At 42.4% G+C, this 21,577-nt stretch carries 14 protein-coding genes and 1 pseudogene; 6 read left to right on the forward strand and 9 right to left on the reverse strand.

The genetic code is table 11. The features are described from left to right. Positions 1-108: 108 nt before the first annotated feature. The 4 genes from M1F03_RS00900 to M1F03_RS00915 are packed head-to-tail and all read right to left on the reverse strand — an operon-like array spanning position 109 to position 4,602. Positions 109-1,524 (reverse strand): DUF1116 domain-containing protein, encoded by a 1,416-nt coding sequence (locus tag M1F03_RS00900; protein ID WP_154623676.1) that lies wholly within the window; start codon positions 1,522-1,524, stop codon positions 109-111. Continuing rightward, positions 1,524-3,074, reverse strand: coding sequence for an acyl-CoA synthetase FdrA (gene fdrA / locus M1F03_RS00905; RefSeq protein WP_251464878.1), 1,551 nt, complete (start codon positions 3,072-3,074; stop codon positions 1,524-1,526). The genes M1F03_RS00900 and fdrA overlap by 1 nt, the downstream gene beginning before the upstream one ends. Further along, entirely contained in the window at positions 3,064-3,987 is a 924-nt protein-coding gene (locus M1F03_RS00910; RefSeq protein ID WP_251464879.1) for a DUF2877 domain-containing protein, read from the reverse strand. The genes fdrA and M1F03_RS00910 overlap by 11 nt, the downstream gene beginning before the upstream one ends. 18 nt (positions 3,988-4,005) lie before the next feature. Then, positions 4,006-4,602: an ankyrin repeat domain-containing protein gene (locus tag M1F03_RS00915; RefSeq protein WP_251464880.1), complete on the reverse strand. Its 597-nt coding sequence runs from the start codon at positions 4,600-4,602 to the stop codon at positions 4,006-4,008. Between the two features lie 750 nt (positions 4,603-5,352). Here M1F03_RS00915 and M1F03_RS00920 point away from each other — a divergent pair. Beyond that, a pseudogene (locus M1F03_RS00920) lies at positions 5,353-6,289 on the forward strand (LysR substrate-binding domain-containing protein). Positions 6,290-6,311: 22 nt separating this feature from the next. On the opposite strand, the gene M1F03_RS00925 reads toward M1F03_RS00920, so the two are convergent. After that, positions 6,312-7,274, reverse strand: a complete 963-nt coding sequence (locus tag M1F03_RS00925) for an alpha/beta hydrolase (protein ID WP_251464881.1) — start codon at positions 7,272-7,274, stop codon at positions 6,312-6,314. Positions 7,275-7,333: 59 nt separating this feature from the next. Next, a complete protein-coding gene (locus M1F03_RS00930) occupies positions 7,334-9,379 on the reverse strand; it encodes a TonB-dependent receptor domain-containing protein (protein ID WP_251464882.1) in 2,046 nt (681 codons plus the stop codon). Between the two features lie 385 nt (positions 9,380-9,764). Between M1F03_RS00930 and M1F03_RS00935 the strand changes: the two genes are divergently transcribed. Then, positions 9,765-10,943: an MFS transporter gene (locus M1F03_RS00935; RefSeq protein WP_196713954.1), complete on the forward strand. Its 1,179-nt coding sequence runs from the start codon at positions 9,765-9,767 to the stop codon at positions 10,941-10,943. 119 nt (positions 10,944-11,062) lie between these two features. Here M1F03_RS00935 and hdeA read toward each other — a convergent pair whose 3' ends face one another. Next, a complete protein-coding gene (hdeA, locus tag M1F03_RS00940) occupies positions 11,063-11,368 on the reverse strand; it encodes an acid-activated periplasmic chaperone HdeA (RefSeq protein ID WP_154623420.1) in 306 nt (101 codons plus the stop codon). A gap of 481 nt (positions 11,369-11,849) precedes the next feature. On the opposite strand from hdeA, the gene M1F03_RS00945 reads away from it, so the two are divergent. From M1F03_RS00945 to M1F03_RS00960, 4 genes are read left to right on the forward strand one after another with little or no spacing between them, the layout of a single operon-like run. Beyond that, on the forward strand, positions 11,850-12,560 hold the full coding sequence (locus M1F03_RS00945; protein WP_154622635.1) for an ROK family protein: 711 nt from the start codon (positions 11,850-11,852) through the stop codon (positions 12,558-12,560). Further along, positions 12,557-13,609 (forward strand): phosphogluconate dehydrogenase (NAD(+)-dependent, decarboxylating), encoded by a 1,053-nt coding sequence (gnd, locus tag M1F03_RS00950; protein WP_251464883.1) that lies wholly within the window; start codon positions 12,557-12,559, stop codon positions 13,607-13,609. Before M1F03_RS00945 ends, gnd begins: the two co-directional genes overlap by 4 nt. Beyond that, positions 13,606-15,048: a glucose-6-phosphate dehydrogenase gene (gene zwf, locus M1F03_RS00955; protein WP_154622637.1), complete on the forward strand. Its 1,443-nt coding sequence runs from the start codon at positions 13,606-13,608 to the stop codon at positions 15,046-15,048. The genes gnd and zwf overlap by 4 nt, the downstream gene beginning before the upstream one ends. After that, positions 15,045-17,354, forward strand: coding sequence for a glycoside hydrolase family 15 protein (locus tag M1F03_RS00960; RefSeq protein ID WP_247047708.1), 2,310 nt, complete (start codon positions 15,045-15,047; stop codon positions 17,352-17,354). The genes zwf and M1F03_RS00960 overlap by 4 nt, the downstream gene beginning before the upstream one ends. Positions 17,355-17,534: 180 nt before the next feature. On the opposite strand, the gene glgA is transcribed toward M1F03_RS00960, so the two are convergent. Continuing rightward, positions 17,535-18,974 (reverse strand): glycogen synthase GlgA, encoded by a 1,440-nt coding sequence (gene glgA, locus M1F03_RS00965; protein WP_251464884.1) that lies wholly within the window; start codon positions 18,972-18,974, stop codon positions 17,535-17,537. A 9-nt stretch (positions 18,975-18,983) separates the two neighbouring features. Beyond that, positions 18,984-21,182 (reverse strand): 1,4-alpha-glucan branching protein GlgB, encoded by a 2,199-nt coding sequence (gene glgB, locus M1F03_RS00970; RefSeq protein ID WP_251464885.1) that lies wholly within the window; start codon positions 21,180-21,182, stop codon positions 18,984-18,986. Between the last annotated feature and the right edge of the window lie 395 nt (positions 21,183-21,577).

Genomic DNA, 21,577 nt, shown 5'->3' on the forward strand with positions numbered 1-21,577 from the left:
AAGAAGAGACTGCGGGGGCAGTCATAATTAAAAACCCTATTTGCTCTGGTGAATCACAACTCATTAGTCTGGATTGCCCAACCGAAGTTGGGCTTATTATCTGTGTGACTAGGCGTATTTTTCGGCGTAAGACAACATCGCTTTTTCAAAGCAATCAAACGGAGGGTGAACAATACCCGCCCCAATCATACCGATACCTGCATCTTTATGGGCAATTGCGGTATTGATGACCGGAAGGATACCGCTGGCGGCAACCTTAGTGATATCAATGGCAGTAGGAATACCCATAAAGCCAAGCAGAGGAATCGTCACATTTGGGTTTTCACCTAAAGTGATTTCACGCATCTGCCTTGAAAAATCAATAGCTTCTTCAACGGTACCTCCGACAAGAGCAACAATGGCAGGCGCTGTTGCCATGGCGAAGCCACCAATACCATAAGTCTCAGTAATTGCGGAGTCTCCAATATCGAGGCCAGAGTCTTCAGGTTTATAACCTGCAAACATAGGACCAATCACTTGTTGCGATGGACCCGTAAACCATTGGCCCGGTAGCCCACTGATACGTAAACCGAACTCATAACCGTTACGTGCCATGGTCGTGACGACGGTGCTGTATTCGATACCATGTGCCGCATCCATTGCCGCTTTACACATCGCCATCCAAGTTGGGCCTGAGAAATAATCACTACTTGCCACAAAATCAAATACTTCTTTTTGTTGAGCAACAGAAAAATCAGTTTGGATGATATACGGTGTTAATGCTTGGATGAGCAGTGTGGTGCCTGCATTATTACGGTTATGACATTCATCCCCCATATGCAGGGCTTGCGCTAACATTAAGCGCAGGTCTATTTCACCAGCGAGCTTCATCGCGTCACGTAGCATTGGACCTAAAACATCACGCATCCAGTTCAAGCGGTCGATAACACTTTGGTCATTGGCCCCCATCCGCAAAATTTTTGCCATTTGCTCACTAAGGTTAGTGAAAGCGCGATTACCATACGTTTTGTTTTCAACAATGTGCATAAACATGGAGGCAGAGGTCACTCCCGCCATGGAGCCTACACAGTCGTGTTCGTGACAAGGGGAGAAAATGATCTCACCAGAAGCGGCAACACGTTCAGCATCCGCTAAATCTTTCGCTAGACCTTCAAATACTAATGCGCCTGTCACCGCGCCTTTCATCGCACCGCACATGTCTTTCCACTCAACAGGAGGACCTGCGTGTAAAATAGTATTCTTGGTCATTCCTGGTACAACATTAATGGCTTGATCATAGCCGACCAACATCGGTTGTGATTGAATGATACGTTCCAAGGCTTGCGCGTTAGCCGCTGCAATCTTTTCTTGTAATGCGGCGTTACTTTCAATTTTGTCTAATGCACGGATGACGGCAACGTTACCTTGCCCAGGCGGTGTCCAATTCAAATGTGTTACGGGAACATGTTGTTTTTTCAGGTCATCGCTAAACATTTCAATGCCCACATTAATCACATTTAATGGTTGTTTAAATAATGAAGTCATTATGCTTTCTCCCCTTTCCAGACAAATTCACGCGCTAACAAACCGGTGTTGGTGCTACTACTCGCCCAAATGACACCTGCATCAGTGAGCATTTTCACCTGTGCATCCATTGATGGTGTATCTTGATCAGTGCCTAAAACATACCCGAGGAGCACCAGTTCACGGTTATCTTGTTTCGCAATCTCTTTTGCCGCTTTGATAGCATCAATCATCACCCCAACAGGGTCTGCATGAGAGCCGTAACCCAGAACAAAGTCCATGACGATAACACCGACTTCAGGGTCGCGCGCTTCTTGCAGTAAACGCTCTATGCGGTTGGTTGGGTCGATCATTGGGTGAGGTTTGCCATTGGTAAAATCATCATCACCAAAGTCAAGGAAAGTATGGGCAACACTTTTGTTGAGATCTTTTAAGCGGTAATCAGGGTTCGGTTGAATATTACTGTAGACATCATCATATTTTTCGAGTGCAGCAAACATGGCTTCATCACATAACGTGCCGCCACAAAAAAGGCCGCGAATATATTTTTGTGTGGGTGATAGTTTTGCTCTCACTTCTTCAATTAGAGGCCAATTCAACGAATGCAAATCCAACTCTTCTTCTTTGACGCCAGTGAGAAGCACCGCTTTTAGTGCCGCCTCTTTAGTTCCTTTTGCGAAGCTTAAACCGGGTTTATCTTCTGGCGTGGGTTGATTACCGAGAAAACAAACGACAACCGGTTTGTGGCATTTTTCTGCTTGAGTTAAGACTTTTTTGGCAACGGTCGCCGCTGGTGGTTTAGAAACTAAGACGATTACTTGAGTATCATCATCCTCATCCAGCATTTTCAGCGCATCAATCATCATGATCCCGCCGATCTTTTCACTGAGATCACGACCACCCGTTCCGATCAGTTGTGAAATCCCAGCGCCAAATTCATGAATACGGACACTGAGCTCTTGGCTGCCTGTTCCGGATGCACCGATAATACCGATACTACCGCGACGAACGCTATTGCCAAAGCATAGTGCTGCACCATTGATGATTGCAGTACCGCAATCCGGACCCATCATCAATAGGCCTTTACTGCTAGCGAGTTGTTTTAACGCGAATTCATCATCGATTGAGACATTATCAGAGAACAGCATGACGTTAAGATCATTTTCAAGTGCGATGCGTGCTTCACGAGCAGCAAATTGACCATTAACAGAAATGACCGCTAGGTTGCTGTCTGGGATGTGGCTATGTGCGGAATGAATCGTGGCATATTTAGCTTCATGTTGTGAGCCACCTTGGTTTTTCTTATTGAACAGCTCTTCAATCGCGATGAGTGTTGCTTCATTTGCTTCATCACTCGTGCCTTTAATGACAATCATCAAGTCGCCGTTTTTGGCTGCTTCCAATTCAGCGGATAATAACCCTAGGTTTTTCAGTACACCTTTATTCATTTCTGTTGCCATGGCCACAAATGCCTGCTCAACGTTGTCGAGTTGGTTAGCTTTTGTGGAAATAGACATCAATGATACAGAATCAAAATAGGTATTCTTTTTGATGACAACTTTAGTCGACATACTTTTCTCCAAAATAATGGGTAAGGTACAAAGCATCACGAATGCCAAATAACATGTCGCTACCCGAACTAGACCCGATATCTAAAATCTTTTGATACTGCGGATAAATATTTCTCTCATCTGCTGTTACTAACATCTGAATAAGTTGCAGCAAGTTTTCTCTATATTCGCGATTGAGCGCCTTTTCTAAGGTGATGGCACTAATTTTAGTGGTGGCATCTTTGGCACGGCGGATACCTTGTTCAAAAAAAGGGTGTAGATGCTGTGCTGGGTGATGCTTGAGTAATAAAAACGCCATTAATCCAACTAAATAGTCATCCCCTGAAGGAGTAAGACCAATCCCGAGCCCAACAAATTGTTGGATAATAACAGGCAAGTTTTGATGCTCTGCTTTCTTTAATGAATCGATTAATTCGTTACGTAATAAATTTAATTTGTTAGCGAGACTAGAATAAAATAAATTACACCCATGATAACTCAATAAAGCGTGACCACTTTTATTCAATAGTTTATCTATTTCATTAATATTAAAATTTAAAAATGTAAAATAGTCGTCGCTATTTATTTTCTCTGGAATAAAACTAATATTATTAGGCTGCCATTGATGACATAAAGAGAATGACAGAAAGTAATGGTCGCCAAAATAAATTTTTTTATCCGATAAATAAACGTTTTCTCCTTCTTTGATATTTAATTGAGAAAGATCACTATTCAATAATCGACAACTGTTAGGGGCATTATCTAATTCGGCGCTCAGTAAGGTAAAAAGTGAATGATTAATCGAAATATTGATCGCCTTACGGAAAACCTGTTCTATGTGGCCTGATAATGAAGGCTGATTTAACAGATTGAAAAATGTTATATCAGCCGAGAGTCCATGCAGTTGTTGTCGTTGAGCCTTGATGTTATTCACAAGCCTCCTTGTAATGCACTATGCACCGGCTGCTATCAGTAATTCAGCAATTTCGTGATAGCCTTTTTCGCGCGCTAACTCTAATGGTTTTTTACCGTATTTGTCGGTCATATGCGGGTTGGCACCGTGCTCTAGCAAAATTTTGACAATCTGCTGCTGTTTTTCACCGCCATCATTCAGCACGATCGCTTCCAGTAGTGGTGTCCAACCGACAAAGTTTGTGTGGTTAACATTAATATCTGTTTTTTCGAGCAATTCTCGCACAATGTCGACATGGCCTTTTTCGCTTGCAGGCGTGATGCCCACACCACCAAAGCGAGTCAATAAATCAAGGTTTGGCTTAGCGGGGAGTACGATGCGTAGTAATGTTAAATCATTATTTAAGCAACTTAATAAAAAAGGATTAAAACATGTTTGGTCTTGTTTATTAATATCTGCACCTGCATTAATCAGGAAAGTCACACACTCATAATGTTTATTGAGACTTGCATTCACAATAGCAGTACGGCCTTGGCGGTTGGTTGTATTGATATCAACGCCCTTTTTCAGGCAGTTTTTTAATAAATCTAGGTTGCCTTGTTCTGCTGCGGATAAAAACTCTTGCTCTAATGTCATGTTTTTCCCCTTATTAAATTATTTGATTTCAGCATCAAATAACGAAATAGATAAAGACAATATTTAAATGTGACCCAAGTAAATGAAGCGTCATGGGCATATTTATGATGAATTAAGCATAGCAAGCAGGTGAGATAAATAGAATCCATTTAAAATTAATTCATCAATAGCTACTTTTATTGTTGATTTTAAATCAACAATAACGATTTTTTGTGCGTGATAGCATGATTTTTTGTCGCTTTTGCCGTGTTTTTGGATAAAAAATAAGCAATATAATGAAATTTTGTTTGCTAATGAGAAGGGGAAAAAAGGATTTGATCAATTTTGTGATATAACTCAAATTAAAAGTTTTTAAACTGTTAACAATGTAAAAGAGTTGATCGAGATCAGCGAGATTGTTAATAGAATTTTTTATTATTCATTTCAATAAGATTAGCTATTTTGGTTATAAATAGTTGGTTTCGTATTACATCGGTTTTTGCCAAAAAAGCAAAAATTTTTTATCGCTCGGTATGTATGCCGATTTCTGTTAACCTTGAAAAAATGCTTGATAAATAACCTAAAATTACGGGTTATTAAATATAATTCACATATATTCGTCATACTTCAAGTTACGTTATTGTTGCGGATGCTCACACACACCAGTTATCAACCGTAAGCTATCCATCTTTTGTTGCTTAACTGTAATGCGAAGTATTTTGATTATAACTTTTTATTTTGATTGATTTTAAGCCTATTTTGGACACCAGTATGAACTCTATATTTACCGAAGAAAACTTACTGACTTACACGACAGCAGCTAAATATGCGAGCTTTAGTAAAGCAGCAGAAGAGTTAGGAATAACCACCTCCGCCGTCAGTTATACGATAAAACGTATCGAAACCTATTTAGATGTTGTGTTGTTTATCCGGGATACGCGTAATATTGAGTTAACCGAAGCAGGCTATTATTTTTACCGTAAAGCAACTGATTTATTGAATAACTTTCATCTTATTAAGAAGAGTATTTATTCCATTGAACAGGGGATTGAAGCGCGTGTACGGATCTGTATTAATCAGCTGCTGTATACGCCTTATCATACGGCGAAGCTGCTGCAAATCCTTAAAAAACAGTTTCCAACTTGCCAAATTACAGTCACGACTGAGGTGTATAACGGCGTATGGGATGCCATTATTAACAATTTGTCGGATATTGCGATTGGCGCACCAGGCACACTAATGGATGGTGGGGGAATTGATTACACTGAAATTGGGGCTATCCACTGGCAATTTGCGATCTCTGCGACTCATCCATTAGCATTGATGCCTGAACCTATCGCAGAAAGTCAGCTACGTTTATATCCAAATATTATGGTTGAAGATACCGCACTCACTATCAATAAACGGGTTGGTTGGCTGCTGCATGGTCAAGAGGCTATTCAGGTACCCGATTTTAATACGAAATGCCAGTGTCAGATATTAGGGGGAAGGGATTGGTTTTTTACCTGATTATATGGTTAAAGAACACGTTAAAAATGGCCTATTGGTTATCAAACAGATTCAAAATCCAAGACAAGATTCGCATATGTTACTCGCGACCCAACACTCTGCAACAGGATTAGTGACACAATGGATCCGTAAAGAATTCACGGCCAATGGTATCTTGGCCAAGCTATACAGTGATCTGCTTAAACCCATTAGCCACTAAGTCCGTTATGCGGTGCTAGAATTTATTCCGTCGCAACGAGTAACGCTTTATAAATCGCATCAGGGATCACGCTACCATGCGTTTTGTCTGGGTAGAGAGAAAACTGACAATGGCGCCCGTGGTTTGCAATTTCAGCGCACAATTGGCGTGCAGTAATCCAACTAGAACGGGATTGATAATGTTTAATCTGCTCTTCACTAAGGCGTGATAAATCAGGTTTCTCCTCTAAACCCCCCAAGGTAATAAATAAAGGCGCTGCATTGTGTTCTTGGGTCAGTTTATCCCTATTTATCATTTCACCTTTTCCCCACCATAATGAGGGGCTGGCTGACACAAAGGATTGAAACGCTGTCGGGTGATTTTGATAAGCCATCAAAGTAAATAGTCCACCGAAGGAGTGACCAAATAGCGTTTGTCTTTGTTTATCAAAAGTGAAGTTTTGCTCAGCCCAAGGACGAATTTGTTGATCGAGGAACTGATACAGTTCATCGGCGCCTCCGCCGTGTGTAAACGCATCACCGGAAACGCGGGGAGTATAATCGTAGTCGCGTAATTTCTTGGGAAAAGCCTCATCGGTTGGGTAACCGATACCAATAATAATAGGCAATTTATCCGCTGGGAGTGTTTGGATTGCGCGATTCACAGCTAACGGAAATAATCCATTACCATCAAGCATATACAAAATAGGCCTTGTTGTTCCAGCGGAATGAGGAACTGCGCTAAAAATTCGATAGCGACGCTTTTCGTTAGCCGAATTTTCGTTGGTCATGTCATGATGCTGAACTGCATAAAACTGACTCACTTGCTCATCTAACTCGGGGATCTTTTGCGATGGACGAGCAGCGGCGGGTGTTATTAAGCTGATTGAGAGTAATAAACTCGAAATAATTAATTTATTTAGCATAGTTTGTGAAAACAACATTGATGAAAGCGGATACCGAGCAAGGATATTCTTTAATTGATTGTCTTTTTGGCTCTTCGCCAACTCGCACTCAAATGACGGAGAAAACTTGCTAGATATCCACCTAAAATAGTTAAAATAAATTAAAAGCTCACATTGACGTTGGCCCAGTAACGGCGTCCATCTTCAACATCCCAGTTGCCACCATTTGTGTCAATCTTAGGACCTTTTTCATTAGCGATATTCAATACGGCTAAATTGAGCTTGGTATTTTTAAGTAACTGATAAGTCATGCCTACATCCATTGTAGTGTAGCCGCTACGGTAGCGCGGTGCCGTATAGCCATTACGCTGTGCCGCCCAGATTTGCTTACCTTCATAATGTGCACGAGTGTATAGATTCAAGTCTTCACTATATTGCCAATCGAGTTTGGCATTAGCGGTGTGTTTTGGTGTCTTATCCAATGGATAGCCTTTCAAAGATATGCCATTGCTTAGCTTTTCATCATCACTTTTACGCTCTGAATCAACATAAGTGTAGTTTAAGCTAAGTTTCCAATCTTCTGCTAGAGGAATACCTGTCGCGACTTCGACACCTTTGATATTGGCTTTACCTACGTTGTCATAAGTGTAGAGTTTTAGACCTGTAATTGGATCCGGTTCACCTGTGTAGTAACTGGTGAGTTTATTTTTAAAATCAGTATTAAAGAGCGTAAGGCTCGCATTGAAACCTGACTCGTGGTCATAGGCAATGCTGATCTCTTCACTCAGGCTTTTTTCTGGTTTCAGGTCTTTATTACCATAAATAATCCCTTCCCCTTTTTCGGTTGATGTTCCATAGTTTGGGCTCACTTCACGTAGTGTTGGGGCACGGAAGGCTTGTGATACGCCACCTTTAATGGTGATTTCGTCAGTGAGATAATAGATAGCATAACCACGAGGATTCCAGTGGTTACCATAAAATTCATGATGGTCTAATCGTAACCCGCCAGTCAGGATAAGGTTTTCTGTTGCCGTAAACTCATCTTCAATAAAGAAGGCATATTGGTCAGCACTGAGCGTCGTATCTTCCGTTGTTTTTTTTCCTGTTGCCGAAGTGTCTTTTAATTTAGCATGTTGGAATTGTCCACCGACAGTCATGATATTATCAGGAAGGAAAGCGACCACTTTTCCATCGACAACAGTATTGGTGATTTCAGGCACACGAGCTTCATAGACAAAATGGTAATCACCCGCGCTATCTTTGACTTCTGACTTGGTATGGCGTTTAGTTTGTTCTTGGTAAACACTTAATTCGGTGTTAACGAGATCCCAATCCCCTTTATAGGTTAAAGCAAAGTGATTTCGGTTATTGTGGAGCTCTGTTTTAGTATTTTTCTGTTTTGACTCACCACGCATTGTATATTCGGCAAGTGATTTACCCGGTGTCGAGTCACGTTCTTGGGTGGTTCTACCCGCCTCAAGCAAAAAGGTTTGGTTATCCAGAGGAGTAAACGTTAGTTTGGCGGTGAGACTACGATTATCACGTTTGTTATGGCCGTCGGTAATCTTGTCTTCTTGACGATAGTCACCACCTCCGTACAGTTGTAAGCCTAATTTATCTTTGACCAGCGGCCCTGATAGGTAAAAATTGCCATCAGTCGAATCGCCGCTTTCGCTGTTTTCTTGCAAAATACCACCAATGGCGACATTACCATGCCACTCATTAGTGACTTTTTTGGTAATGATATTGATAACGCCACCCATTGCATCTGAGCCATATAGAGAGGACATCGGACCTCGAATCACTTCAATACGTTCAATCGCTTCCACTGGTGGCATAAAACCGGCTTCAAAACCACCACTACCATTTGGGCGTGATTCACGGCTATTTTGACGGCGTCCATCTACCAGTATTAAAGTATATTCGCCGGGTAAACCACGAATATTGATATCTTGCTTATTGGCACTACCGACAATACTGACACCTTCTACATCTTTAACTGCATCAGCTAAGTCGCGTACCGGTTTGTTCTGGAGTTGTTCTTTTGAGATAACCGTAATACTTGCAGGGGCATCGCGTAACTGTTGTGAGTAACCAGATGCAGAAACAATCATTTTATCTGAGTCTTCTTGAGCGAGCGCATTAAAAGATGAGATGGCGGCAATAACCGCGGCTGCTAGACGTGTGTAGTGGCAGTGAATAGACATAAAATCCCCTAGTAAAATACAAATGCAAATGAGAGTGATAATCATAAACTATACTGATGTTACCACTGAAATAGACAAGAAATAAATATGAGATTGGCGGATTCTATAAAATTAAAAGTTTATTAACAGGTATGAAGTAAAATGATAAATAAAGAGTAACCTCAGTGTTATTGAGTATTTACACAATGGTGAATAGGTTAATGATAATAGAATTAAAAGAGTGACTTTATTTATAAATAAAAATAATAAATTTCAATTGGTTATTTATAAGGATCTCAAATTAACGCTAACGCAAAATACCAAAATAAACTCAATTGACATTATTAATTTGCTCACTTAATGTCAGAGATAAACATGATGTTGTGAATATGGATAACCTTTAATGATGTCGACGTCCGCGCCAAATTCGCCAATACCACTGCTTCGAATTTCTATCTCCATGTTTTTTTCTTATATGACCATCGGTTTACCTTTAACGGTTATTCCGCTTTTCGTTCATCAAGAACTCGGATTTAACGATGTCTGGGTAGGGATTGTGGTCGGTGTGCAGTTTTTAGCAACGGTGTTGACAAGAGGTTATGCAGGGCGTCTAGCCGATCAAAAAGGTGCGAAAAGAACGACTCTCCAAGGTATGAGTGCCTGTGGCATATCGGGGGTATTTTGCCTGCTAGCCATATTGTTGCCAGTTTCGTCAATCTACCAACTACTCTTACTCATTATTGGACGTTTAGTGCTAGGTCTAGGTGAAAGTCAGCTTTTAACAGGTAACTTAACTTGGGGAATGAGGCTTGCAGGTGCAGAAAATGCTGGAAAAGTCATGTCTTGGAACGGAATGGCTATTTATGGTTCATTAGCGGTTGGCGCGCCATTAGGGCTTATCATTTATCAGCAATATGGATTCATGGCAGTGGGGGTGATAGTCATGCTGTTACCTTGTATCTCTTGGCTAATTAATGGGTCTGTTCGTTCTGTTACGCCTTTACAGGGGAACTTACTTCCTTTCTGGTCTGTCATTCGTAAGATCTGGAAAATGGGAATGATATTAGCGCTAAAAGGCATTGGTTTTGCGGCGATTGGTACATTTATTTCGCTTTATTTTGTGTCAGAGCAGTGGGGCAACGCCGGCCTTGCGATGAGTGCATTTGGCTGTGCTTTTGTGTTGGTGCGCGTATTTTGGGGAGGATTACCGGATAGAGTCAATGGTTATCGCATTGCGCTAATTTCGTTATTAATTGAGTTTATTGGTCTGATAACATTGTGGTTAGCTCCCGTATACGGCATCGCGTTATTCGGTGCGGCATTAACAGGTGCTGGCTGCTCCTTGATTTATCCCGCGGTGGGCACGGAAGTGGTTAAAGCTGTTGCACCACAAATGCGAGGTACCGCATTAGGGGGGTATTCTGCATTCCAAGATATTGCTTACGGTGTGACTGGACCACTTGCAGGAATGGTAGTCGCTACGTTGGGTTATAGAGGTATCTATTTAATTGCGGCAATGGGCGTTTTGATTGCCTTAATGATGACGTTATCAGCGTTACGCCATATTCATCGGATAAGAGAGTGAATTTTGGCTGATGAGGAAACATGATGAAATAGGCAAAACCAAATCACATCCATCATAAAAGGGTGTGATATGGTGAATGTATTGCGTAGCCAAAAGGCTACGCAACCAACAAGGAAGACTTATTTTTTAGCGTTTTTAACTTGCTCAACAAAATTAGCCTTAGTCTCTTTTTTACAAGCCTCAATCACGAGAGGTGTTAGGGTTTGAATACCATCAACATCTAGCACGGCATCTTCGACTTTATCTTTTTTCGTTAATAACTCACCAAAGCCGACAGCGGTTGGATAAAAGTTATCATCGATCGCTAAAAACTCTTCACATGTCCATTCGTTTAGGGGCTTAGTATCGTTTTTCTTCTCTTCAGCCATGGCGGAAAGGCTCGTTAATGAAGCAGCAATAATACCGACAATAAAATATTTTTTCATAATTTCACCTTAATAATTAACGATCATTGAATGAGTTTTTCATAAAAGGTTCTAATCTGGATATAAATGCTTATCTCCATTTCCTAATCATCATAGATGATGAAAAATAAAAAACAAAGAGCGCAAAATGACGGTATTTATATGATTATTTAAATTCTATCAATAGTGATTTATTATTTGAAAATAAGACTAAAAGTAGTCATTTAATGATAATTAAATAAAAAGATAATTAAGTTTTATTTAATTAAAAGCGTTTTTACTTTTATTAAAACTATTTATAGGTATACTTTTTTTATCGACAAAAAATAAAATGTAATCTTGTTATCGATTATTGACGGGGACCTATTTCGGCACCGTCATTTCAACACCAGAAGGAAGACAGTTGTTCGCCTAGATCGGCTTGCGGTTATCGATTTAGGTTCGGGAGTTTCCTGTAATACAACATCCATTGCCTATGTTGGCAAAGCGGAGAAACCTTTCTATGTCTTTAACGAGTAAAACATCTTGTGTCATTACAATTTCGGATGTTCCCACAACCAAACGAATTTTAGTTATTGATGTTGGTGGTACACATGTCAAACTGTATACCGCCCCTAACACCCCTGCTATTGAATTTGTTTCTGGTCACACTATGACGCCAGAGCAATTTATTCATGATGTCAACCAATGCATTGATACGCGTTTATTTGATGGCGTCAGCATTGGCTTTCCATCCCCTATCTCTGGTAATCGTATTCTCAAAGAACCCGTTAATTTAGGACGTGGTTGGGTTGATTTTAATTTAGTGAATGCATTCCCGTGCCCTATTCGTCTGATTAACGATGCTGCCATGCAAGCTGTTGGTAGCTATGAAGGTGGCAGCATGTTGTTTTTAGGATTAGGTACTGGGTTAGGCAGTGCATTAGTGGCTAATCAGCAGCTACAGCCAATGGAAATTGCCCATTTACCCTATCGAGAACATGACTACGAATATTATGTGAGCGAACACTATCGTGAATCGGTTGGGGATGAGACATGGCGGCAGAGTGTGCTAACGATAGTGGATTTATTTTATCAAGCCTTTATGCCGGATTACATTGTGATCGGTGGGGGTAATGTGCATCAGTTTGCTGAACTACCTGAGCATGTACGGCGTGGCGATAACGACAAAGCTTTTCTTGGTGGAATCAGAATTTGGGGGAATAACCTATGAGTCAATCATCTGTAAATCAACTGCAATTAGGTTTTATTGGGCTTGGCAGAATGGGGGCCGCGATGGTGCGTCGCATCCAACAAGCCGGTATTTCGTGTGTTGTTTATGATCAAAATGCAGCGATTCGTCAGCAATTACCCGACAGCGTTGTTTTTAACCACTCACTTGAGGAATTGGTGAAAAACATGCAGGCACCCCGACATATTTGGCTTATGTTGCCCGCAGCGGTTGTCGACACGGTCATTGCTCAGTTAAAACCGTTACTCGAAAAAGGTGACACACTGATTGACGGTGGAAACTCCCATTTTACTGAAGATATTCGTCGTGCTAATGCATTGAAAGCCGACGGCATTCACTATATGGATGTTGGTGTCAGTGGCGGTGTATGGGGAGAAGAACGTGGTTATTGCCAGATGATTGGTGGGCCAAAAGCGCATTATGAATATTTAGAACCGGTTTTTCGTGCATTAGCGCCTGGCGTCGATGCCGCACCACGTACTGAAGGTCACCAAGGCGAACCGTCACCAGCAGAACAAGGCTACCTACATTGTGGCCCGAGTGGTGCCGGTCACTTTGTTAAGATGGTGCACAATGGTATTGAATATGGTTTGATGGCGGCTTATGCGGAAGGACTGAATATCCTTAAGCATGCAGATCAAGGGCTTAATCCTGTTGCTGCGGATGCGGAAACTGCGCCACTGGAACACCCTGAATATTATCAATATCAATTACCTGTTGGCGAGATCAGTGAATTATGGCGCCGCGGTAGTGTGGTTGGATCTTGGCTACTTGATCTGATCGCACAAGAGATGCACCAATCCCCTGACTTGGAGAATTATGCAGGACGAGTTTCTGATTCGGGAGAAGGCCGTTGGACATCAACCGCAGCTATCGATTTAGGGGTTCCTGCTCCAGTCCTGACAAGCGCTCTGTATTCACGTTTTGCTTCTCGTGATAATGATTTATTTGCAGATCGCGTTCAGTCGGCAATGCGTCATGCTTTTGGAGGACATAAAGAAAAAGCAGCAGAGCAGGGGGGAGATAAATGAGTCGTCTTTCATTGGTAATATTGGGGGCAAGTGGTGATCTGACCAAACGTTTATTAATGCCGTCATTATTTCGTTTGCATAGATTAGGCCTGATCCCTGAACTCAATATTATTGGTTACTCAATTGATAAATGGGATCGCGAAGCTTTTTTACAGCATATTCATAACGCTCTGGCTGAATTTATTGCCGATTTTAATGAAGCCGAATGGACATCATTCAGTGAGCACTTAGATTTTGTCAGTGGTTCACTTGAAGCATCGGCTTTGCAAGCGCTAGAGAGCAAATTGACACCATCGGCACTGTTTTATCTTGCATTGCCTCCTACCTTATTTGGGCAAGCAGCACAGGCGATAGGTGAGGCAGGATTATCCAAAGAGAGTCCCGATAACTGGCGTCGTATCTTAATTGAAAAACCCTTTGGCACAGATCTCGAATCAGCAAAAGCATTGCGTGAACAAGTTCATGCTTATTGGGATGAATCACAGGTCTATCGCATAGACCATTTCTTGGGAAAAGAAGCGACACAAAACTTAATGATCTTCCGCTTTGCAAATCGTGTCCTTGCCCCTGTTTGGAATGCAGAACATATTGAGCAGGTACAAATTACCTATGCCGAAACCCTTGGTGTAGAGAACCGTGCGGTTTATTACGATCATTCAGGGGCAATGCGTGACATGCTGCAAAACCATCTTATGCAGCTACTAACCCTGACTGCAATCGAACCGTTAGGCCGCTGGGATGGTGAAATTCTACGTGACCATAAGGTTGAAGTACTCAAGTCCGTTAGGCCTACGGATGATATGGAGGCGAACGATTGGGCGGTTCGAGGACAATATTGTGCTGGGCAAGTGAACGGTGAAACGGCAACAGACTACTGCAATGAACCGGGTATACCTGTCGACACTAATACTGAAACTTTTGCCGCATTACGAATTGAAATTGATAACTGGCGCTGGAAAGGGGTGCCTTTTTATTTGCGTAGCGGTAAACGCCTTGCGAATAATTACGCTGAAATTGCGGTGCAATTTAAAGCGCCAGCAGGCGCATTACCGGAAAATGTTCAGGTTGATAATAATTGGCTGGTGTTCAGATTAGCTCCGACGATGGGGATGGATATGCATATGACGGCGAAATTACCGGGTATGCATCTAAATACACATGGCATTACCCTCAGTGCACCCTATACACAGCCTGGACAATATGAGGTGTCCGCCTATGAGCAGCTTTTAATCGATGCGCTCCATGGTGAACGCGCGCATTTCTTGCGTTTTGATGAGGTTGAGTGGGCGTGGCGGATTATCGATCCTGCATTAAAAGCATGGCAGAAAGGTATGCCTGATTTGTATAAAGCGGGAACTCAAGGGCCGGATACGCAATCACGAATTATGCGTACAGGGCATCAATGGCGTTCACTCTTTGAACAGGAGAGTCGCGAATGATAGCACAGCAAGCACCGGGGGCACCCGGTAGCACCGCAACTTGGACGAGTAGTGCAAAAGATATGGTAGGCACTGCGATAGGACAAGGGCGTGTGTGGTTTACTGTCGGGTATGGGATTTTAAATGAAGTCTACTGGCCTTCTTGTAGTACTCCGCAAATTCGAGATTTAGGGTTTATTATTGCTGGGGATGATTTTTGGTCAGAAGTTAAGCGAGTTCATCAATATAGCTTAACCACGCCATCATCTGCTTTACCTATTCCGAAAATCGTACATCAACATGAACGTTATCGTCTTGAGCTGGAAATTATCACTGACCCAGCCCGAGATGTATTGCTGATTCATTATCACCTTGAAGGTGAGGGACTGCGGCTATACCCACTCTTAGCACCACATCTTGGAGGGGATGGCGACAATAATTATGCTTCAGTGACTCCTGCGGGTTTGGCGGCTCAGAAGAATGGACAATACCTTATTTTGTCTGCTGAAAGTGGTTTTGCTCGTGGCAGTGTGGGTTATGTGGGAAGTTCTGACGGCTGGCAAGATTTTAGCCAAAACGGTGGAATGCATTGGGAATATCAACAGGCAGGTCCTGGTAATGTCGCAATGTTGGGAGAGTTGAATCGTAACTCAGGAGTACTCGCATTAGCTTTTTCAGATAGTGCACAAGGAGCTATAACTCTGGCAAATAGCTCTCTTGCCGCAGGTTATCAGGAAGCAAAGCGCCAGTACGCTTATTTATGGGCTGAATGGAATGAAACGGTCAATTTTCCTGAACTCGATAAATTACCGAAAAAGTTATCCGATGCTGTGCGCACCTCAGTTGTAGTATTAAAGACGCACGAAGGTAGAACCTTTCCCGGCTCACTGGTGGCGAGTTTAAGTACACCATGGGGGGATACCCATAAAGACCCTGGGGGTTATCACCTTGTTTGGCCGAGAGATTCGGTTGAAGTCGGCTTTGCGATGCTAGCTTGTGGGTTGATTACGGAAGTGCGAGCTTTACTGGCTTATTTGATAGCCATTCAGCAGCCTGATGGGCATTGGATGCAGAACAATTTTACTGATGGTCGCCCTTATTGGCAGGGGATTCAACTGGATGAAGTCGCACTACCGGTACTATTTGCCGCAAAATTACATGAGCAAGGCTTACTTGGCGAAATGCGTGGGGCAGCGGTGCATATGGCACGTAAGGCACTCGCTTTTATCGCACAATATGGACCTGCTAGCCCACAAGATCGTTGGGAAGAGAACTCAGGAATTAACCCTTTCACATTATCAGTCTCGATTGCTGCATTGGTGGCTGGAGCGAAAGCGGGTTTCCTTGAGGAAGGTGATAAGCAATACGCTATTGATTTGGCTGATGATTGGAATGAGCGATTAGAATCTTGGGTCTATGTCTCTAATACGGAACTTGACCATGAATTGGGTATTTCAGGACACTATATCCGTTTAAATCCGAATTGCCATTCAGCCCGCTTTGGCGATGTGATGCTACGTAACCGTAATAATGAAACAATTAACACGCGTGCGTTATTGGGGATGGAATATCTCTATTTAGTGCGCTTAGGGCTACGTAAAGCGTCAGATAAACGTATTCAAGATACCACCAAACTGGTGGATAAACAGTTATGCGTGAACTTGCCGGCAGGTCCATATTATTATCGTTATAACGAAGATGGTTATGGTGAACATGAGGATGGACGCGCATTTGATGGAAGTGGTGTAGGTCGCCTATGGCCATTACTCAGTGGTGAACGAGGCCATTATGCCGCGGCCTGTAAACAAGATATTCAACCTTATTTAAATGCGATCTTAGCCTCGGCCAGTACTGGCGGTATGTTGCCCGAACAAATCTGGGATAAAGAAAGTATTCCAGAAAGAGGGTTATTAACGGGCAGGCCGAGTGGTAGTGCGATGCCACTGATTTGGGCACATGCGGAATTAATCAAACTAATTTACGTGCAAAAAACGGGTGTGCCTATTGAACAGTTGCACTCGGTGAGTGAGCATTATGGTCAAAAATCGCTAGCGCCACGGGCACGTCATTGGCGTGATAATTTGTCTTGCGGGGCCGTGCCCGCAGATCGTGAGCTATGGATTGAAGCGCAAGAGCCATTTGTTCTGCATTATGGTTATGATCATTGGCAAAATATTAAAGAGCAAAGCAGCCAGCCACTTGGTTTAGGGCTATATGGTGTTGCATTAGATGTCAGCGCATTAGCAGGAAAAACGATCCAGTTTACACGTAGATTTGATGCTAAGGGTTGGGAAGGCCGTGACTGGAGTATTGATATCGAAGCATAAATAATCGTTTATGCATTCAATCTTTCAAGCGGGCATTTAATCATGCCCGCTTTCTTTAATATAAATTAAATCAGCAAATTGATTGTAAACAGCAACGCATGATTGAATGGCGAGATGCAGGGGAATGACAGGGTAGTGAGAATTTAAAGCCGCATCGCGGCTTTAAACCTCATTGAACACTCATTGGGTTAGCAGTCTGCGATACACTTCTAAATATGTTTCAGCCGACTTTTGCCAACTCACATCCCGAGCCATTGCGTTTCGTTGTACTTGCTGCCATTGTGCTGGGGAATCCCATAAAGCAAGTGCACGATCAACGGCGGCCTTGAGGTCAGAGGCATGGCTTTCATTAAACACAAAACCAGTTGCTTCTCCGCGCTTGATAGCTTCTAAGGAACAATCTGTCACGGTATCAGCAAGGCCTCCGGTATTACGTACTAGGGGGAGAGTGCCATAACGTAATGCATAGAGCTGAGTCAGGCCACAAGGTTCAAAACGACTTGGCACCATTAATACATCTGTACCTGCAATGATTTGGTGGGATAGCGGTTCATCATAGCCAATGATGCTGCGGATCTGATCAGGATATTGCGATTGTGCATGACGATAGGCATTTTCAAGATCATGATCGCCGTTACCCAGTAAAATAAACTGACTCCCTGAACTCAGTAGATCCGGTAAAATATCAAGGATCAGATCTAACCCTTTTTGGCGGGTCATACGGCTGACAACAGCAAAAATAGGCTTGTCAGTCTGTTGCGCAAGACCGAGAGACTTCTGTAAAGCAAGCTTATTTTTCACCTTATTTTTTAAATTGTGTGCACTGTATTTTTGCGCAATGAATGTATCACTTGAAGGTGACCATACTTCCGTATCGATGCCATTGAGAATGCCGCTGAGACGTTGTTCATGATTGAGTCGATTTAGCAATCCATCTAGGCCATAAGCATAATGTGGATTTAAAATTTCTTTGGCGTAGGTTGGGCTAACGGCATTGGTATGGTTGGCATAAAATAGACCGGCTTTCATAAAGGAGAGCTGACCAAAAAACTCCATTCCTTCAACATTATAAAACTCAGGGGGTAACCAAAGCTCATGGATATGATGAGGGGAAAATAGCCCTTGGTAAGCAATATTATGTATTGTAAACATACAACGAGCAGGGTATCCGTACGCGGCGAGATAGGCACAAGCAAGAGCGGCATGCCAATCATGTGCATGGATAATTTCCGCTTGCCATAGGGGGTCACAGCCTCTCGCAAGTTCTGCTGCAACAAAGCCTAATAGACCAAATCGACGGTAATTATCTTGATATGCATTATTATAACCATCGTGATAAGGGCTGCCTTCGCGCTGATAAAGATGCGGCGATTCAATAATATACAGTGGCGTGCCTTGGTATTGACTATAAAATAAGGTGATTTCACCAGCAAATGTATTGAGTGTGGTGACTTTCTGTTTGTCGGACACTTGATTGATGATGGCAGGAAAGCCTGGAACTAACACCCTTGCATCTGCACCATACTGTCGCTGAGCTGGCGGAAGTGCGGCCACAACATCAGCCAACCCACCTGTTTTTAATAAAGGGAAAAACTCGGCACAAACATGTAATACTTTCATTTTTACTCCTTATTGATTTGTGGTTGGCCGTAGGCTCAGGTATAGCGTTGATAGAGGGGGGAGTGTTAATTCAATAGAATGATCATAACCATGAGCCTTAATGGGTTGGGTCATAATGTGGGAGGTCGATTGGGTTTCTTTCCCCCCATAGAGTTGCTCGCTTGTGTTTAATAAAATTTGGTATCGACCCGCTTGTTTGACGCCGATACGATAATGAGGGCGAGTTACAGGTGTAAAATGACTGATCACGAGCAGTGGATCTCCATTTTCTGCATAGCGAATAAATGCAAAAACGGCGTTGTCATCGTCATCGACGATCACCCATTCAAAGCTTTTTTCATGGTGATCATTATCGTAAAGTGCCGGCGTATTACGGTAAATTAAATTGAGAACCTTCACCAAGCGTTGCACACCAGAGTGTGGGCTAGTTGGAATATCAATTAGGTGCCAATCAAGTTCACTATCATGATCCCATTCGCGCCATTGGGCTATCTCCCCACCCATAAAAAGTAATTTTTTGCCAGGATGCGCCCACATAAATCCATAATAGGCGCGTAGGGTGGCAAATTTCTGTTCGGGCGTACCTGACATTTTGCGTAATAGCGATCCTTTGCCATGCACCACTTCATCATGGGATAAAGGGAGTATGTAGTTTTCAGCCCATGCGTACATGACACTAAATGTCATTTTGTTATGATGATATTTTCGGGCGAGTGGATCAAGTTGTAGATAACTTAAGGTGTCATGCATCCACCCCATATTCCATTTGTAGTTAAAACCGAGTCCACCAAGGGATGGCGGCAAGGTAACGCCCGAAAAGTCTGTCGACTCTTCAGCTGCCATGAGGCTATTAGGCTGGATTTTATGCAATCGCTCGTTGGTCTCTTGTAAGAAGCTAACGGCTTCGAGATTAATATTGCCTCCGTATTCATTGGCAATCCATTCGCCGTCAGGACGGCTATAATCACGATAAATCATGGAAGCAACAGCATCGACGCGTAAGCCATCAAAACCAAAGCGATCAACCCAATATATCGCGTTATCAGATAAAAACTGACGCACTTCACGGCTACGGTAGTCGTAGATCAGAGTATTCCAGTCACGGTGTTTGCCTTCTTTTGGGTCAGCGTATTCATAAAGTGGCGTCCCATCAAAATTGGCGAGTCCACTGCTATCAGAAGGAAAATGGCCAGGTACCCAATCAAGAATAACATTGATACCGAGCTTGTGTGCTTTATCAATAAAATCAATTAAATCTTGAGGAGAACCAAAGCGGCTGGTAGGGGAATAAATCCCCAATGGCTGATAGCCCCAAGAGCCATCAAAAGGGTGTTCACTAATGGGCAATATCTCTAGGTGGGTGAACCCCATTTCTTTGACATAAGGCAGTAATGTGTCTGCTAACTCACTGTAACTTAACCATGTTGTGCCATTATGTGAGCGACGCCAAGAGCCAAGGTGAACTTCATAGATTGAAATAGGGGCATTACGTTGGTTCGCCTGAATTTGTTGCGGTGTAGGTATAGATTTTTTGGGCAGTGGAGAAATGATGGATGTGGTATCTGGCCGTAATTGGCTACGAAAAGCATAAGGGTCAGATTTTAATTGGAGTTGCCCCTTTGCATCTAATATTTCATATTGATAGTGAGTACCAGCATGGATAGCAGGAAGAAATATTTCCCAGATACCGCTTTCTGGATGGTAGCGCATTGGATAGCGACGACCATCCCAAAAATTAAACTCACCCACCACTGAAACCCGTTGCGCATTTGGTGCCCACACACAAAAATGGGTACCTAAGATATCATCCAACTGCTTGATATGTGCACCTAATACCTCAAATGAGCACGTTTGAGGAGAACCTTGAGTATTCGAGTCATGGAGTAATGTGCCGAAACGATAAGGGTCTTCAATGATTTGTTGCGAGTCACCCCAGTCAACCTGCAAGATATAGGTAAAGTTAGCATCTAAGTCTGCTGCGTTACCAACAAAAAAACCACGTGGGTCAACGCGTGATAATTGAATGACAGGGGCGGCGGTTAGCCTGTCAAGGACGGTGACTTGCTGAGCATTGGGTAGTAATACTCGAAAATATGTTTTTCTCCCTTGCTGATGCATACCTAAGAAGGAGAAAGGGTCACGATAATTTCCGGCAAAGAGTTGATCAACGATCAGAGCTTGAGTTGAGGATACCTTCGTTTCTTTCATTACCTCTCCTGAATCAAAGCAGTCGGGGCTAACAGTCTTCTATTATAGTTCTCATTATGAACGATAGAATGATATTTATTGTTTCATGCTCATCATTTTCTAGTGATACTGAAAATTATTTTGATCATATAAGGATGATCTAGGGTATTCAGATACTTTTTATTTATTATTATTCTGCACATGTATTATTCAAATGTAACAGCAACTAATTCTGATATATCAAAACATTGAGTTGGATCAATATCAAGTAAATTAGCGATACTTTATATGCGAAATATGCGAATAAAGCCAACGCGCAATAAAGCTGACGAGTGCTGATGGAAATCATCAAAAATCGATGTATTAAAAATAATCTTTTTTTATTATCATAATAATTAGCGGTAAGAAAAGTCAAA

The organism is Providencia sp. PROV080, from assembly GCF_033688105.1.
Classification (GTDB): Bacteria; Pseudomonadota; Gammaproteobacteria; order Enterobacterales; family Enterobacteriaceae; genus Providencia; species Providencia zhejiangensis.